Annotated in this window: 12 protein-coding genes and 1 pseudogene; 6 read left to right on the forward strand and 7 right to left on the reverse strand. The window is 70.6% G+C overall.

All coding sequences use genetic code 11. The features are described 5' to 3' along the window. Positions 1 to 11: 11 nt before the first annotated feature. Positions 12 to 1,436: a short-chain fatty acyl-CoA regulator family protein gene (locus tag ABZX11_RS22955; RefSeq protein WP_176172438.1), complete on the reverse strand. Its 1,425-nt coding sequence runs from the start codon at positions 1,434 to 1,436 to the stop codon at positions 12 to 14. Positions 1,437 to 1,664: 228 nt separating this feature from the next. On the opposite strand from ABZX11_RS22955, the gene aceA reads away from it, so the two are divergent. Continuing rightward, positions 1,665 to 2,945 carry an isocitrate lyase gene (gene aceA, locus ABZX11_RS22960; RefSeq protein WP_354916025.1) on the forward strand — a complete coding sequence of 427 codons (1,281 nt, stop codon included), beginning with the start codon at positions 1,665 to 1,667 and terminating at the stop codon, positions 2,943 to 2,945. Positions 2,946 to 3,042: 97 nt separating this feature from the next. Continuing rightward, complete coding sequence (gene aceB, locus ABZX11_RS22965; RefSeq protein WP_354916028.1) at positions 3,043 to 4,650, forward strand: malate synthase A; 1,608 nt, start codon at positions 3,043 to 3,045, stop codon at positions 4,648 to 4,650. Between the two features lie 124 nt (positions 4,651 to 4,774). Here the strand turns inward: aceB and ABZX11_RS22970 are convergent, their stop codons facing one another. After that, on the reverse strand, positions 4,775 to 5,458 hold the full coding sequence (locus ABZX11_RS22970) for a hypothetical protein (protein WP_354916031.1): 684 nt from the start codon (positions 5,456 to 5,458) through the stop codon (positions 4,775 to 4,777). An 80-nt stretch (positions 5,459 to 5,538) separates the two neighbouring features. Beyond that, positions 5,539 to 6,072 carry a helix-turn-helix domain-containing protein gene (locus ABZX11_RS22975; RefSeq protein ID WP_176172434.1) on the reverse strand — a complete coding sequence of 178 codons (534 nt, stop codon included), beginning with the start codon at positions 6,070 to 6,072 and terminating at the stop codon, positions 5,539 to 5,541. A 90-nt stretch (positions 6,073 to 6,162) separates the two neighbouring features. Between ABZX11_RS22975 and ABZX11_RS22980 the strand changes: the two genes are divergently transcribed. From ABZX11_RS22980 to ABZX11_RS22990, 3 genes are all read left to right on the forward strand, one after another. Continuing rightward, entirely contained in the window at positions 6,163 to 6,621 is a 459-nt protein-coding gene (locus ABZX11_RS22980; RefSeq protein WP_176172433.1) for a nuclear transport factor 2 family protein, read from the forward strand. Between the two features lie 56 nt (positions 6,622 to 6,677). Beyond that, positions 6,678 to 7,457 carry a class I SAM-dependent methyltransferase gene (locus ABZX11_RS22985; protein ID WP_354916035.1) on the forward strand — a complete coding sequence of 260 codons (780 nt, stop codon included), beginning with the start codon at positions 6,678 to 6,680 and terminating at the stop codon, positions 7,455 to 7,457. 129 nt (positions 7,458 to 7,586) lie between these two features. Further along, on the forward strand, positions 7,587 to 7,715 hold the full coding sequence (locus tag ABZX11_RS22990; RefSeq protein ID WP_303246969.1) for a hypothetical protein: 129 nt from the start codon (positions 7,587 to 7,589) through the stop codon (positions 7,713 to 7,715). A gap of 12 nt (positions 7,716 to 7,727) precedes the next feature. Here the strand turns inward: ABZX11_RS22990 and ABZX11_RS22995 are convergent, their stop codons facing one another. After that, on the reverse strand, positions 7,728 to 9,005 hold the full coding sequence (locus tag ABZX11_RS22995; RefSeq protein WP_354916038.1) for a glycosyltransferase family 4 protein: 1,278 nt from the start codon (positions 9,003 to 9,005) through the stop codon (positions 7,728 to 7,730). 112 nt (positions 9,006 to 9,117) lie between these two features. Here ABZX11_RS22995 and ABZX11_RS23000 point away from each other — a divergent pair. Continuing rightward, a pseudogene (locus ABZX11_RS23000) lies at positions 9,118 to 10,881 on the forward strand (sugar-binding domain-containing protein). A gap of 41 nt (positions 10,882 to 10,922) precedes the next feature. On the opposite strand, the gene ABZX11_RS23005 reads toward ABZX11_RS23000, so the two are convergent. From ABZX11_RS23005 to ABZX11_RS23015, 3 genes are read right to left on the reverse strand one after another with little or no spacing between them, the layout of a single operon-like run. Next, positions 10,923 to 11,411 carry a glutathione peroxidase gene (locus ABZX11_RS23005; protein ID WP_354916041.1) on the reverse strand — a complete coding sequence of 163 codons (489 nt, stop codon included), beginning with the start codon at positions 11,409 to 11,411 and terminating at the stop codon, positions 10,923 to 10,925. 15 nt (positions 11,412 to 11,426) lie between these two features. Continuing rightward, positions 11,427 to 12,932: a glycoside hydrolase family 57 protein gene (locus ABZX11_RS23010; RefSeq protein ID WP_354916044.1), complete on the reverse strand. Its 1,506-nt coding sequence runs from the start codon at positions 12,930 to 12,932 to the stop codon at positions 11,427 to 11,429. Further along, positions 12,929 to 13,702 carry a methyltransferase domain-containing protein gene (locus tag ABZX11_RS23015; RefSeq protein WP_354916047.1) on the reverse strand — a complete coding sequence of 258 codons (774 nt, stop codon included), beginning with the start codon at positions 13,700 to 13,702 and terminating at the stop codon, positions 12,929 to 12,931. The genes ABZX11_RS23010 and ABZX11_RS23015 overlap by 4 nt, the downstream gene beginning before the upstream one ends. Positions 13,703 to 13,708 lie beyond the last annotated feature (6 nt).

Raw genomic sequence — 13,708 nt, forward strand, 5'->3', positions numbered from 1 at the left:
TTACCGGGTGCTCAGCCCTTGGGCACCGCCGGGTACGGGACGAAGGTGCTGGTGTTCTCGTCCACGGTGAGCTGCTTGCCGATCGTCGGGAACGCGCGCTGCGAGCAGGCCGGCCGTTCGCAGACTTTGCAGCCCATCCCGATCGGCGTCGCGGCGGCGGGCTCGTCGAGGTCGAGGCCGGTCGAGTAGACCAGCCGCCCGGCGTGGCGCAGTTCGCAGCCGAGGCCGACGGTGAACGTCTTGCCGGGGCTGCCGTAGCCGCCGATGTTGCGCGACACCGTGCGCGCGATCCAGAAGTAGCTCTTGCCGTCGGGCAGGGTGGCGATCTGGGTGAGGATCTTGCCCGGCTGGGTGAACGCCTCGTAGATGTTCCAGAGCGGACAGGCCCCGCCGACCCGGGAGAAGTGGAACCCGGCGGCGGACTGCCGCTTCGACATGTTCCCGGCCCGGTCCACCCGCACGAAGGAGAACGGCACGCCCCGCTGCTTCGGTCGCTGCAGGGTCGACAACCGGTGGCACACGGTCTCGAAGCCGACGCCGTAGTGGTCGCAGAGCCGCTCGATGTCGTAGCGGAACCGCTCGGCCGTGGCCAGGAACGGCCCGTAGGGCAGGATCAGCGCCCCGGCGAAGTAGTTCGCCAGGCCGACGCGGGCGAGCGACCGGGCGGCCGGGCCGGAAAACGCCCACGAGTCGGCCAGTTCGGTGATGAGGTCGTCGTACTCGAGCAGCGCGATCTGCGAAGCCATCCGGAACGCCTGCTGCCCGACGCGCAGGCTCGGCGCCAGCCGCAGCACGCGCGTTACCGGCTCGTAGCGGTGCTGCTGGCCGGCGGCTTCGTCGATGCCCTCGCTGGTCACCTCGACGCCGTAGCGCTGCGAAAGGCGTTCCTTCAGCGCGCCGAGGACCTGCCCGCGCTGGAGCGGGATGTCGGCGGCCATCTTCTCGGCGCGGTCGTCCAGCTCGGCGACGTAGTTCTCGCGCTCGTAGAAGAAGTCGCGGACTTCCTCGTGCGGCAGCGGCGCGGCGGCGCTGCCGTGCAGGCCCAGCCCGTTTTCCGTGGTCAGCACGGCGGTGTTCTCGACGGCGTTGCGGTAGCTGCGGTGCAGCTTGACCAGGGCCTGGGCGATCGCCGGGAGGTTCGTGGCCAGCTCGTTGAGCTCGCTCGTGGTCACGTCGACGCCGAGGACCTCGTCGAGCAGGGCTTCCTTGACGTCGGCGACCAGCCGGGACGTGTCGTTGTTGGCGAAGAACTCCGTGTCGACGCCGAACGCCTGGGTGATCCGAAGCAGCACTGGGACGGTCAGCGGGCGCGAGTTGTGCTCGATCTGGTTGAGGTAGCTGGGTGAGATCTCCAGCACACGAGCGAGGTCGGCCTGGCTCATCGAGCGGCTTTCGCGGAGGTGCCGCAGCCGCGCGCCGGCGAAAGTCTTCTCCATTCGTGCCCTCCTTTCCGGAAGGTTTCCGGTCCTGAACGGTTACGTGAACGGTCAAGAACGCGGATTTTCGATCACTTGCGAACCAGCCGATTCGCAACCTTTGCAAAGAGCGTACGGACCCTTCGCACAAATTGGCAAATTGGCCAACTAGACCTCGTTTTCGCTGGCGTGTCAGGGTCATGGCAAGCAAGGCGAGCAATCGCAAACTTCGCAACACCGGGAGTACCGATGACGGAACAGGCCAAGCAGGCGGCCGCGGAGCTGGCCGCGCAGTGGGCGAACGACCCCCGCTGGGCGGGCGTGCAGCGCTCCTACTCGGCCGAAGACGTGATCAAGCTGCGCGGCAGCGTGGTCGAGGAGCACACCCTGGCCCGCCGCGGCGCGGAGAAGCTGTGGGACCTGCTGCACACCGAGGACTACGTCCACGCGCTCGGCGCCCTGACCGGTAACCAGGCCGTCCAGCAGGTCCGTGCGGGCCTGCAGGCCATCTACCTGTCGGGCTGGCAGGTCGCGGCCGACGCCAACCTGTCGGGCCAGACCTACCCGGACCAGAGCCTCTACCCGGCCAACTCGGTGCCGGCCGTGGTCCGCCGCATCAACAACGCGCTGGGCCGCGCGGACCAGATCAACTGGGCCGAGGGCAACACCGACATCGACTGGTACGCCCCGATCGTCGCCGACGCCGAGGCGGGCTTCGGTGGCCCGCTCAACGCGTTCGAGCTGATGAAGGGCATGATCGCCGCCGGCGCCGCGGGCGTGCACTGGGAAGACCAGCTCGCGTCCGAGAAGAAGTGCGGTCACCTCGGCGGCAAGGTCCTCATCCCGACCAAGCAGCACGAGCGCACGCTGAACGCCGCGCGTCTCGCGTCCGACGTGCTGAACGTGCCGACCCTGGTCGTCGCCCGCACCGACGCGCAGGCCGCGACGCTGCTGACCAGCGACGTCGACGAGCGTGACCAGCAGTTCCTCACCGGCGGCCGCACCGCCGAGGGCTTCTACGAGGTCCGCAACGGCATCGAGCCCTGCATCGAGCGCGGCCTTGCCTACGCCCAGTACGCCGACCTGCTCTGGATGGAGACCTCCGAGCCGGACCTCGAGGTGGCGCGCAAGTACGCCGAGGCGATCAAGGCGAAGTTCCCGGACCAGATGCTGGCCTACAACTGCTCGCCGTCGTTCAACTGGAAGAAGCACCTGGACGACGCCACGATCGCGAAGTTCCAGCGCGAGCTCGGCTACATGGGCTACAAGTTCCAGTTCATCACGTTGGCCGGCTTCCACGCGCTGAACTACTCGATGTTCGACCTGGCGCACGGCTACGCCCGCGAGGGCATGACCGCCTACGTCGACCTGCAGGAGCGCGAGTTCGCCTCGGAGAGCCGCGGCTACACCGCCACCAAGCACCAGCGCGAGGTCGGCACCGGCTACTTCGACAACGTCGCGACGGCGCTGAACCCGGAGAGCTCGACCACCGCGCTCAAGGGCTCCACCGAAGAAGCCCAGTTCCACTGATCCCGGCCGCGGCCTGACGACGGCACCCCCCACCGTCGTCAGGCCGCGACCCTCCCCCTTCTTTCCTTCCCCTGCCCACAGCTCGCGGAGGCACCCCATGGTTGATCGGCTGAACTACCGCATCGAGGTCACCGGCCCGGTCGAGGGCCGGTTCGCGGAGATCCTGACCCCGGCGGCACTCGACTTCCTGGCCAAGCTGGACAACACGTTCGCCGGCCGCCGACGCGAGCTGCTCGACGCCCGCCGCACGCGGCGCGAGGAACTGCAGTCCGGGGAGAAGCCGCTCGGCTTCCTGCCCGAGACCCGCCGGATCCGCGAGGACGAGTCGTGGCACGTGGCCCCGACCGCGCCGGGCCTGGAGGACCGCCGCGTCGAGATCACCGGCCCGACCGACCGCAAGATGACGGTCAACGCGCTGAACTCCGGCGCCAAGGTCTGGCTGGCGGACTTCGAGGACGCGACGTCGCCGACGTGGCACAACGTCATCGACGGCCAGATCAACCTCTACGACGCGATCCGCCGCAACATCGACTTCACCACCGAAGCCGGGAAGCGCTACACGATCGGCGACGAGCCCGCGACGATCGTCGCGCGCCCCCGCGGTTGGCACCTGGTCGAGAAGCACATCCGCATCGACGGCCGTCCGGTGTCGGCGAGCCTGGTCGACTTCGGCCTGTACTTCTTCCACAACGCGCGCCAGCTGCTCGCCCGCGGCGTCGGCCCGTACTTCTACCTGCCGAAGCTGGAGAACCACCTCGAAGCGCGTCTCTGGAACGACGTCTTCCTGCTGGCCCAGCGCGAACTCGGCATCCCGCGCGGCACGATCCGCGCCACCGTGCTGATCGAGACGATCACCGCCGCGTTCGAGATGGACGAGATCCTCTACGAGCTGCGCGAGCACGCCGCGGGCCTCAACGCCGGCCGCTGGGACTACATCTTCAGCCTCATCAAGAACTTCGCCGCGCACGGCGCCGACTTCGTCCTGCCGGACCGCGCGCAGGTCACGATGACCGTGCCGTTCATGCGGGCCTACACCGAACTGCTGGTGAGCACCTGCCACAAGCGTGGCGCGCACGCCATCGGCGGCATGGCCGCGTTCATCCCGAGCAAGGACCCTGCGGTCAACGAGATCGCCGTCGAGAAGGTCCGCGCGGACAAAGAACGCGAGGCCGGCGACGGTTTCGACGGCTCCTGGGTCGCGCACCCCGGCCTGGTCCCGATCTGCCGCGAGGTCTTCGACGGCGTCCTCGGCGGCTGGCCCAACCAGCTCGGCAAGCTCCGGGACGACGTCCACGTCACCGCCGAGGACCTGCTCGACGTGGCCAGCGCCGGCGGCGAGGTCACCGAGGCGGGCGTGCGCGCGAACATCAACGTCGCGCTGCGGTACGTCGACGCGTGGCTGCGCGGCACCGGCGCGGCGGCGATCCACAACCTGATGGAGGACGCGGCCACCGCGGAGATCGCGCGCTGCCAGGTGTGGCAGTGGATCCGCAACGGCACGAAGCTCGAGGACGGCACGGCGCTGACCCGCGAGCTGGCGGTCGAGTTCCTGCACGACGAGCTCGCCTCGGTCCGGGCCGAGCTGGGCGAGGGCAACCGCCTCGACGACGCGTACGAGATCTTCACCGAAACCGCGCTGGGCGAGAAGCTGCCGAGCTTCCTCACCACGGGTGCCTACGCGCGGTACCTCACGGACGCCCGGTAGCAGGGGCCCCGGCCTCCCCTACCTGACGGGGGGAGGCCGGATTCCACACTGGTTGGGATGGTGTGGGTCCGGACCGGTCCCGGTGGCGGCGGCTCCCCACCACCGGGACCGGTTCATTTTTCGTTCAAAGCAGGAAGACCCGCCGCGTCACGACGGCCGCCGGCGGTTCGCAGCAGGTGAACCCGGTGATGCCGGGGAGCGCGGTGCCGGTGGCCGGCACGGTGAGCAGCCAGTGGATCGTCCGGACGGCGTAGGCCGCGACCAGCAGCGCCATCACCGCCAGCAGGATCGTGGCGAGGACCTGGTAGTCCCGGATGGCGCCGATCGCGCCGTACTGCAGGACGAAGACGACCGAGCCGAGTGACGAAAAAACCGACCACAGCGTGAGGAACGCGGCGCCGACGAGACCGCCCCGGCTGCCTTCGAGCCCAGCGGACTTGCCCCGCGGCCTCGCGACCTGGCCGACGGTGTAGGCGATCGGCGCGCAGGCGGCGATGGCGACGTAGAGCGCCGACGCGACCGCGAAGGCCGCCGACGCCCCCGGCGCGATCGCCGTGTCGAGCTTGCCGGAGAAGGCGGCCAGCAACGCGGCGAAGGCGGCGGTCAACGCCGTGAGGTTGCTGGCCCAGCTGTCGGTGAACTTCCACTGGGCGCCGCCGGGCAGTTCGACGCGACGCTCCTTGAACGCGAGCAGCGCAAGGACAGCGGTGACGGCGACGGCCGCGATGAGCCCGGCGACCAGCCCGTGGCCGAAAACGCGCCAATCGGGCACCACCGGATCCGCGGCCGCCGCGACGAAGATCTTCATGGGGCCCGGCTCCTCTGCGCAGTCGCTGCTGGTGGCCGGTAGTCGGCGCCCGGCGGCAGCTCGTTACGCAGAGTCGTCTCTCACACGAGGGCTTTCAGGAGCACCTTCGCCGCTTCGCCTGCCGTGTCCGCTTCGCGCGGGTCGCCGGTGATGGCGGCGAGCACGGTCGCGCCCTCGACCAGGGCGAACAGCTGGTCCGCGGTGCCCTGGTCGGAAACCAGACCACGCAGGTAGCCCCGGACCTCGTCCTTGTGCTTGCGGATCGCGGCGGCGATGCCGGGGGTGGGTTCGCCGAACTCGCCGAAGGAGTTGACGAACGCGCAGCCCCGGAAGCCCGGCTCGGCGAACCAGTTCTTCAGCCAGCCGAAGACGGCCAGCGGGTCGTCGCCGCGGGCGTGGACGAATTCGCGCAACGACCTCCGCCAGCGTTCGTCGCGGCGGAGCAGGTAGGCCTCGACCAGGTCGTTCTTCGCCGGGAAACACTGGTAAAGCCGCTTGAGCGAGACGCCGGACCGTGCGCGGACGGCGTCCATCCCGACCGCCTGCACGCCGTGGGCGTAGAAGAGGTCCTCGGCGGCCTCCAGCAGCCGGTCGGTCGCCTCCGTGGAATCCATGTCACCTGTCCCTGGCGCTGAGAATGATCGTTCTCTAGTCTAGCGGGAGCAGTGGAGAACGCACGTTCTCTACGTCCGGAAGGAGCTCCCATGACCCCGCGTCCGCCGTTCCCGCCGTTCGACGAGGACACCGCCCGCCAGAAGGTCCAGGCCGCCGAGGACGCGTGGAACACCCGCGACCCGGAGCGCGTCTCGCTGGCCTATACCGAGGACTCGGTCTGGCGCAATCGCGACCAATACGTCGTCGGCCGCGCGCAGATCGTCGAGTTCCTGACCGCGAAGTGGGCCCGCGAGCTGGACTACGCCCTGCGCAAGGAGCTGTGGGGCTTTCGCGGCAACCGCATCGCCGTCCGGTTCCAGTACGAGTCCCGCACCGCCGAGGGCCAGTGGTTCCGCAGCTACGGCAACGAGCTCTGGGAGTTCAGTGACGAAGGCCTGATGCGCCGCCGCGAAGCGAGCATCAACGACGTCCCGATCGCCGAAGCCGACCGCCGCATCTTCGGCCCGCGACCGGAGTCCGAGCACGGGGTGCTGCTGCCGGTCTTCTGAGTCCGCCGTCGGCGGAACGGCGCCCGGCCGGCCTTGGCCCTGGGCATGCTCGAAAAATGACCACGTCGACGTTCGGCGGCGAAGTGAGCGAGTACTACCAGCGCTTCCGCCGCGGCTATCCATCCGAGGTGGCGGACGTGCCGGCCACGGCGTTCGCGCTGAGCGGCGACGACCTCGTCGTGGACCTCGGCTGCGGCACCGGCCAGCTCACCCGGGCCCTGGCGCCCCGGGTCGGCGCCGTGCTGGGCATGGACCCGGAGCCGGCGATGCTGGCCCAGGCCCGGCGGGCGACGGCGGAGCCGAACGTCGGCTGGCTGCTGGGCGCGGACTCGGACGTCGGTGCGCTGCAGGCCGTCCTCGGTCCGCGGCGCCTGGCCGCGGTGACGGTCGCGCAGGCGTTGCACTGGATGGACCACCCGCGGCTGTTCGCGGCGGTTCGCCCGCTGCTGCGTCCGGGCGGCGGAGTCGCGGTGGTGACCAACGGCGAGCCGCTGTGGCTGCAGGACACGCCGTGGTGGGCGGCGCTGCGGGACGTCGTCTCCGCCTACCTCGGTACGCCGGTCCACCGGACCTGCGGCACCGACGACGCGAGCCAGGAGCGGTACGCGAAGGCCCTGGCAGCCGCCGGGTACGCCGTGAGCTCGACGGTCGTCGAGTACTCCGCACCGCTCAGCGTCGACGAATTGGCCGGTGGCGTTTTTTCGGCAATGAGCCCCGACCAGCTGCCCGCCCCGGATGCGCGGCCGGCGTTCACCGAGCGCATCCGGGCGGCGGTCGCCCCGCACGGCCCGCTGTGGGAACACGTCCGGGTCCGGTTGCTGACCGGAAGCCGGTGAACCGGACGAACCGATCACGGAAGGCGAATACGTATCGGCCCGTGCTGTTCCGCTTATTGTTTCGCGGGGTGGTGACGCGGATGCTCGCTGCGAGGCGCCGATCGCGCCGCCGTTCCCCGAGGAGTCCCCATGACCAGCAGGTTGAGAGCTGCCGTCGCCGTTTTCTTCGTCGTGTTGTCGCTCGCGTCCACCGTGGACGGAATCACGACAACGCCCGTCCAGGCCCGTCCGGACTGCTTCCGGCCCTGCCGGTTCTGAGTCCGCGGCTACCTAGACTTCCGGGATCCCGGCCGGCACCGGCTCGAAGGCGTTGCCGGTCGCGATCTTGGGCCGCGGCAGCTCGACCGGTTCGCCCGGCTTCGCTCGCCGGTAGACCTCGGCCGTCGCTTCGGCGATCCGGCCCCAGTCGAAGTCCGCGGCCAGCCGGGACTGCGCGGCCTGCGCCCGCTCGGCCGCCGCGTCGGCGTCGGAGAGCACGGTTGTCACCGCGGCGGCCAGCGCGGCGACGTCGCCGGGGCTGAACGCCAGGCCGGTCTCACCGTGGACGACGACTTCGCCGAGCCCGCCGGCCGTCGACGCGACCAGCGGCGCCTTCGCGGCCGCGGCCTCCAGGGCGACGATGCCGAACGGCTCGTACCGGCTGGGCAGCACCACGGCGTCGGCTGCGGCCAGCGCCGCGCGGAGGTCGCGGTCCGAGAGGTGCCCGACGAAGTCGACCGCCCGCCGCACCCGCAGTTTCCGCGCCTGTTCGACCAGCTCGTCGAAGTGTCGTCCTTTTCCGGCAACGACCACGCGGGTGCCCGGGTGGCGGCGCCGGATGCGGGGGAGGGCGGCCAGCAGGTCCTGCACGCCCTTCTCCCACTCGAGTCGTCCGAAAAAGAGCAACAGCGGCGCACCGGCCGGGCTGTAGACCTCGCGGGCGCGGGCGATCTCGTCCGCGGGCACCTGCCAGCCACGCTCCTCGATCCCGTTGTGGATCACCGTGACGTCGTCCGCCTCGACCTCGAAAAGGTACGCGACCTCGCGCCGCATCGCCTGCGAGCAGGTGATCAGCGCGTCGGCGCGGTTCGCCAGCCACCACTCCACCGAGTGGACCTGCTGGTTCAGCGGGTGCGACAGCCACCCGGAGTGCCGCCCCGCTTCGGTCGCGTGGATGGTGCCGACCAGCGGCACCCGCGCGGCCTCGGCGATCGCGATGGCCGGGTGGGCGACCAGCCAGTCGTGCGCGTGGACGACGTCGGGCTGCCAGGTCCGCAGCAGGTCCTGCGCAGCGCGGATCATGGCGTGGCCCATGGCCAGCGTCCAGGCGACGAGGTCCCGTTCGAAGGTCACGTGCATCGGGTCCTCGGCGACCCGGATGATCCGCACGCCCTCGACGACGCGGTCGGTGCGGGGATGCGTCCCGGCGTCGGTGCCCGCGGCGTGCCGGCAGAGCACCACGACCTCGTGGCCCTGGCGGGCGAGGTGCGTCGCGAGCGCGTGGACGTGCCGGGCCAGGCCCCCGATGGCCACGGGCGGGTACTCCCAGGACAGCATCAGCACTCGCATGGGCAGAGGTTACTCGCGAGTCAGGAGGCGTCGACGCGCCCGTGCTCGCGAAGTGTTCACATGTGATCCCGATCACTGGCGGTGGTGACGATCTCTGCCACCATCGACCGGGATGACTTCTCCCGAGGACCCCGGCTGGCGCCGGCTCGAGCCGCCCCTGCCGACCCCGTGGAGCGCCGACGTCGCTCCGGACAACGCCCTGCCCGAGTACCCGCGACCGCAGCTGACGCGGCCCCGCTGGCTGAACCTCAACGGCGTCTGGGAGTACGCGGGCTGGCCGTCGTCGCCGGACGAACCACGGCCGTCCGGCTACGCCGAGCGCATCCTGGTCCCGTTCCCGCCGGAATCGGCGTTGTCCGGAATTCGACGACGCGACGAAGTCCTCTAGTACCGGCGCCTCTTCGAGGTCCCGGCCGACTGGCGCGGCTCACGGGTGCTCCTGCACTTCGGCGCGGTCGACCAGACGGCGAAGGTCTGGGTCAACAACCAGCTCGTCGCCACTCACGAAGGCGGCTACACAGCGTTCAGCGCCGACGTGACCGACGTCCTGCGCGCTACGGGACCGCAGGAACTGACCGTCCGCGCCGAGGACCGCACGGACATCGAGACCTTCCCGGTCGGGAAGCAGCGCAACGAGCCCGGCGGAATCTGCTACACGCCGTCGTCCGGAATCTGGCAAACGGTGTGGCTGGAGCCGGTCCCCGAGGTCCGGATCGACCGGCTCGACCTCACTCCGGACCTGACCGGCGTGACGGTGTTCCCGCAGGTCACCGGCGGCGCCGAGGTCGTTGTCATCATTTCGGCAAACGACGTCGAGGTCGCACGGGCGTCCGGCGCGGCCGGGACCGCGGTGCGCGTGGAAGTGCCCTCGCCGCGGCTCTGGACTCCCGACGACCCGCACCTGTATTCGCTGCGCGTCCAGCTGCTCGATGAGCGTGGTTCGATTTCGGACGAGGTCAGCAGCTACGCCGGGCTGCGGACGATCGGCCTGGTCCCGGACGAGCGGGGACGCCCGCGGATCGCCCTCAACGGCCGTGTCACTTTTCTGCACGGACCGCTCGACCAGGGCTACTGGCCGGACGGGATCTCGACCGCGCCCACCGACGAGGCCCTGCGGTTCGACCTCGAAAAGACGAAGGAACTGGGCTTCAACTTCGTCCGCAAGCACGTCAAGGTCGAGCCGGCCCGCTGGTACTTCTGGGCCGACACGCTGGGCTTGGTCGTCTGGCAGGACATGCCGTCGCTGACCGTGTCGTTCGACGGCCCGCCCGGGATCGCGCCGGACCCGGTCCCGCGGGCGCGCGAGCGGTTCGAGACGGAGCTCGCCGAAATGGTGGCGCAGCTGCAGGCGGTCCCGTCGATCGTCGGCTGGGTCCCGTTCAACGAGGGTTGGGGTGAGTTCGACACCGCGCGTGTCGCGGAATCGGTCAAAGCCCTGGACCCCTCCCGGCTGGTGATCGCGAACAGCGGCGTCAACTGCTGTTTTTCGCGGCCGGACAGCGGCGCGGGCGACGTCTACGACGACCACACGTACGTGGGCCCGGGGACGCCGTCGGTGCGCGACGGCCGCGCGATCGTCGACGGCGAGTACGGCGGCCTTGGTCTGGTTTTGGACGACCACCGCTGGCCCGGCCCGCCCAACGCGTACGAGATGACGCCGACCCGGGAGCGGCTCACCGAGCGCTACGCCCAGGTCAGCGCGGCCCTCGAGCGGGTGGTCGCGGAACGCGGCTTGTCCGGGGCCGTCTACACCCAGACCACGGATGTCGAAAACGAGGTCAACGGGCTGCTCACCTACGACCGCCGCGTGGTCAAGGTGGATCCGGCGGTGGTCGCCAAATGCGTGCGGGCGGTGATCGAGGCTGGTTCGTCCTGATCCCGGCCACGGCGGGGGACCGGCGTCCCCCGCCGTGGGGATCAAGCCGGCAGCGCGGCCTCGATGGCCTTGACGACCGTCTCGTCCTCCGGCTCGGTGCGCGGCCGGAACCGCGCCAGGACCTCGCCGTCGGCGCCGATCAGGAACTTCTCGAAGTTCCACTGGACGTCGCCCGCGGTGCCCTCGGCGTCCGCGGTCTCGGTCAGCTCGGCGTAGAGCGGGTGCCGGTCTTCGCCGTTGACGTCGATCTTCTCGAACAGCGGGAACGTGACGCCGTAGGTCGTCGAGCAGAACGTCTGGATCTCCTCCGCGCTGCCCGGTTCCTGGCCGGCGAACTGGTTGCACGGAAAACCGACAACGGAGAAGCCCTGCCCGTCGAAGCGTTCCTGCAGCCGCTCGAGACCCGAGTACTGCGGGGTCAGGCCGCACTTCGACGCGACGTTGACCACGAGCAGCGCCTTGCCGGCGTACTCGCCCAGCGAGCTGTCCCGCCCGTCGAGGGTCTTGAGCGGAATTTCGTGGATCCCCATGGAGGTGCGTCCCTTTCAGTCGTGCTTCAGCGCCCGGGCGTCGAGGTGCCCGAACGGTCCGTCGTCGGCCCGGTAGGCCGCGGCGAGCTCCTCTGCCCGCGCGCGGTCGCCGCGGCGCAGCAGCCCGGCCAGCGTGTCGAAGCGCTCGGTGTGGACCGCCGCGCGACGACGGGCGTAGTCCGCGGCCGAATCCTTGGTGACCATGAACGCCCAGTCGCTCTCCAGCGCCAGCATCGCCTCGGCGACGGCCTGGTCGGCGACCACGTCCCGCGCCGTCCGGTCCAGCCCCCGGACCAGGTCGAGCAGCCGCTCCTGCAGCGCGCTGTTGGCCGTGACCATGTCCTTGACCTGTTCGCCGTCCCAGACGCGCCAGTCCTTGCCCGACCCCCACGAGGACGCGGGCAGGTCGATGGGCGCGCCGACGTGGCCGGCTTCCATCGCGCCCTTCAGCGTCGTCACCCGCACGCCGGCCTCCGGCAGCGCGCGCAGCACGCCCTCCAGCCAGGCCGGTCCCTCGTGCCACCAGTGCCCGAACAGCTCCGTGTCGTACGCGGCGACCACGAGCGCCTCCCGCCCGTGTTGCCGCTTCAGTGACCGCAGCCGCGTCACGACGGTGTCGACGAAGTCCTTGACGTGCGTCCCCAGCACATCGGCGGCGAGCGACGGGTCGTACGGCGCCTTGTCCTGCGGCTCGACCGTCTTCCCGGTGACGCGCGCGGCCTTGAGCCCGACCTCGTGCTGCCAGGTGTGGAAGTCGCGATAGGCGGCGTGGCCGGGGTAGCCGGCCTTCGGCGACCAGACGCGGTAGGTGACTTCGAGGTCCCGGCCGAAGGCGAGGACGTCGGTGTCGCCGACGGGCCTCGCCGCCCAGGTCTCGCCGCGCAGCGACGGGCCGTCGACCAGGAACCGCCGGACGCCCGCGGCCGCGTAGTCGTTTTCCATACCAGGCGCGTAGCCGCACTCGGGGGCCCAGATTCCCTCGGGTCGTGTCCCCAGCCGCAGGGCCGTGTCGGCGAGCCCGCCGTTGAGCGCGAAGTCCCGGACCCGCGGGTCCAGCAGCGGCTGGAACGGGTGCGCGAGGGGCCCGCCGAGCAGCTCGATCGTCGAATTGTCGACCAATGAACGAAGGAGGGGGGAGAACCCGTGCCGCCACCGGCTCCCGAGTTCTTCGGCCGCGCGGACGGCGGTCCGGTACTCGGCCGCGGCGAGCTCGCGCAGCAGCGGATCGCCGCGCCACAGCATCGCCGCGTGCTGGGCGCGCAGCTGCCAGTGGCCGAGCCAGTCGTGGAACGCCCGGATGCTGTACGGGTCGTCGAGCTGGGCGGCGAGCACCGGCGTCACGCCGAGCGTCAGCACGTCCCGGCGGCCTTCGGCGGCGAAGCGCTCCAGGAGCTCGACCATCGGCAGGTAGGAGTGCGCCCACGCCTGGTAGAGCCACTCCTCGCCGACCGGCCAGCTCCCGTGGTGCGGCAGCCACGGCAGGTGGCTGTGCACGACGAGGCAGAAGGTGCCCTCGCTCATCGGCGCACCGCCACGGCGATCAGGTCGAGGCTCGCGTCGAGGTCCTCGCCGTGGATGTCGAAGCCGGTGGCCTCGATCGCGGCGACGTCGGCGAGCAGGGCGTCCGGCCACTCGGCCTGGCCCGGCAGCTTGCCCATGACCACGTCCAGCTGGGCGTCGATGATCGAGCCGCCGTACCGCTCGTCGAGGGCCCGCACAGCCTCGCCGTGGTGCAGCCCGTGCAGGGTCTCGACCTCGAAGCCGGCGTCGGTGAGCAGCCCGGCCAGCTCGGACGGCGCCAGCTCGCGGGTGTGGAACGGGTTCAGCGGTGTGTCGCTGTCCGGGGTGAAGGTCAGCCGGTTCGGCGTCGTGACCAGCAGTTTGCCGTTTTCCGGCAACACCCGACGGCACTCGGCGAGGAAGCCGGCCTGGTCCCACAGGTGCTCGATGACCTGGAAGTTGGCGACGACGTCGACCGCGCCGTCCCGGACCGGGAGGAACGCCAGGTTCGCCCGCGCCACGGCGACCTCGCGGTAGCGGCGGGCGACGTGTTCGGTCGTCGGGACGTCGTAGTCCAGGGCGAGCACCCGGCGGGCCGTGGTCGCGAGGAGGCTCGCGCCGTAGCCCTCGCCGCAGCCGGCCTCGAGCACTGTCGCGTCCGCGCAGTGGGGGAGCAGGGCGGCATATGCGGCTTCGTGGCGCCGGAACCAGTAATTCTCCTCGGCGATGCCGGGGACGGTCCGTTCGCCGGTGAGGTGCAGCGCCTCGGCCCGGGTGGCTGGGGTGGTCACCTTCGC

Source organism: Amycolatopsis sp. NPDC004169 (assembly GCF_040610315.1).
GTDB lineage: Bacteria > Actinomycetota > Actinomycetes > Mycobacteriales > Pseudonocardiaceae > Amycolatopsis.

Coding starts and splice junctions, on each gene's coding strand:
- ABZX11_RS22955 (WP_176172438.1), bottom strand. CDS start 1,436: ATGGAGAAGACTTTCGCCGGCGCGCGGCTGCGGCACCTCCGCGAAAGC.
- aceA (WP_354916025.1), top strand. CDS start 1,665: ATGACGGAACAGGCCAAGCAGGCGGCCGCGGAGCTGGCCGCGCAGTGG.
- aceB (WP_354916028.1), top strand. CDS start 3,043: ATGGTTGATCGGCTGAACTACCGCATCGAGGTCACCGGCCCGGTCGAG.
- ABZX11_RS22970 (WP_354916031.1), bottom strand. CDS start 5,458: ATGAAGATCTTCGTCGCGGCGGCCGCGGATCCGGTGGTGCCCGATTGG.
- ABZX11_RS22975 (WP_176172434.1), bottom strand. CDS start 6,072: ATGGATTCCACGGAGGCGACCGACCGGCTGCTGGAGGCCGCCGAGGAC.
- ABZX11_RS22980 (WP_176172433.1), top strand. CDS start 6,163: ATGACCCCGCGTCCGCCGTTCCCGCCGTTCGACGAGGACACCGCCCGC.
- ABZX11_RS22985 (WP_354916035.1), top strand. CDS start 6,678: ATGACCACGTCGACGTTCGGCGGCGAAGTGAGCGAGTACTACCAGCGC.
- ABZX11_RS22990 (WP_303246969.1), top strand. CDS start 7,587: ATGACCAGCAGGTTGAGAGCTGCCGTCGCCGTTTTCTTCGTCGTGTTG.
- ABZX11_RS22995 (WP_354916038.1), bottom strand. CDS start 9,005: ATGCGAGTGCTGATGCTGTCCTGGGAGTACCCGCCCGTGGCCATCGGG.
- ABZX11_RS23005 (WP_354916041.1), bottom strand. CDS start 11,411: ATGGGGATCCACGAAATTCCGCTCAAGACCCTCGACGGGCGGGACAGC.
- ABZX11_RS23010 (WP_354916044.1), bottom strand. CDS start 12,932: ATGAGCGAGGGCACCTTCTGCCTCGTCGTGCACAGCCACCTGCCGTGG.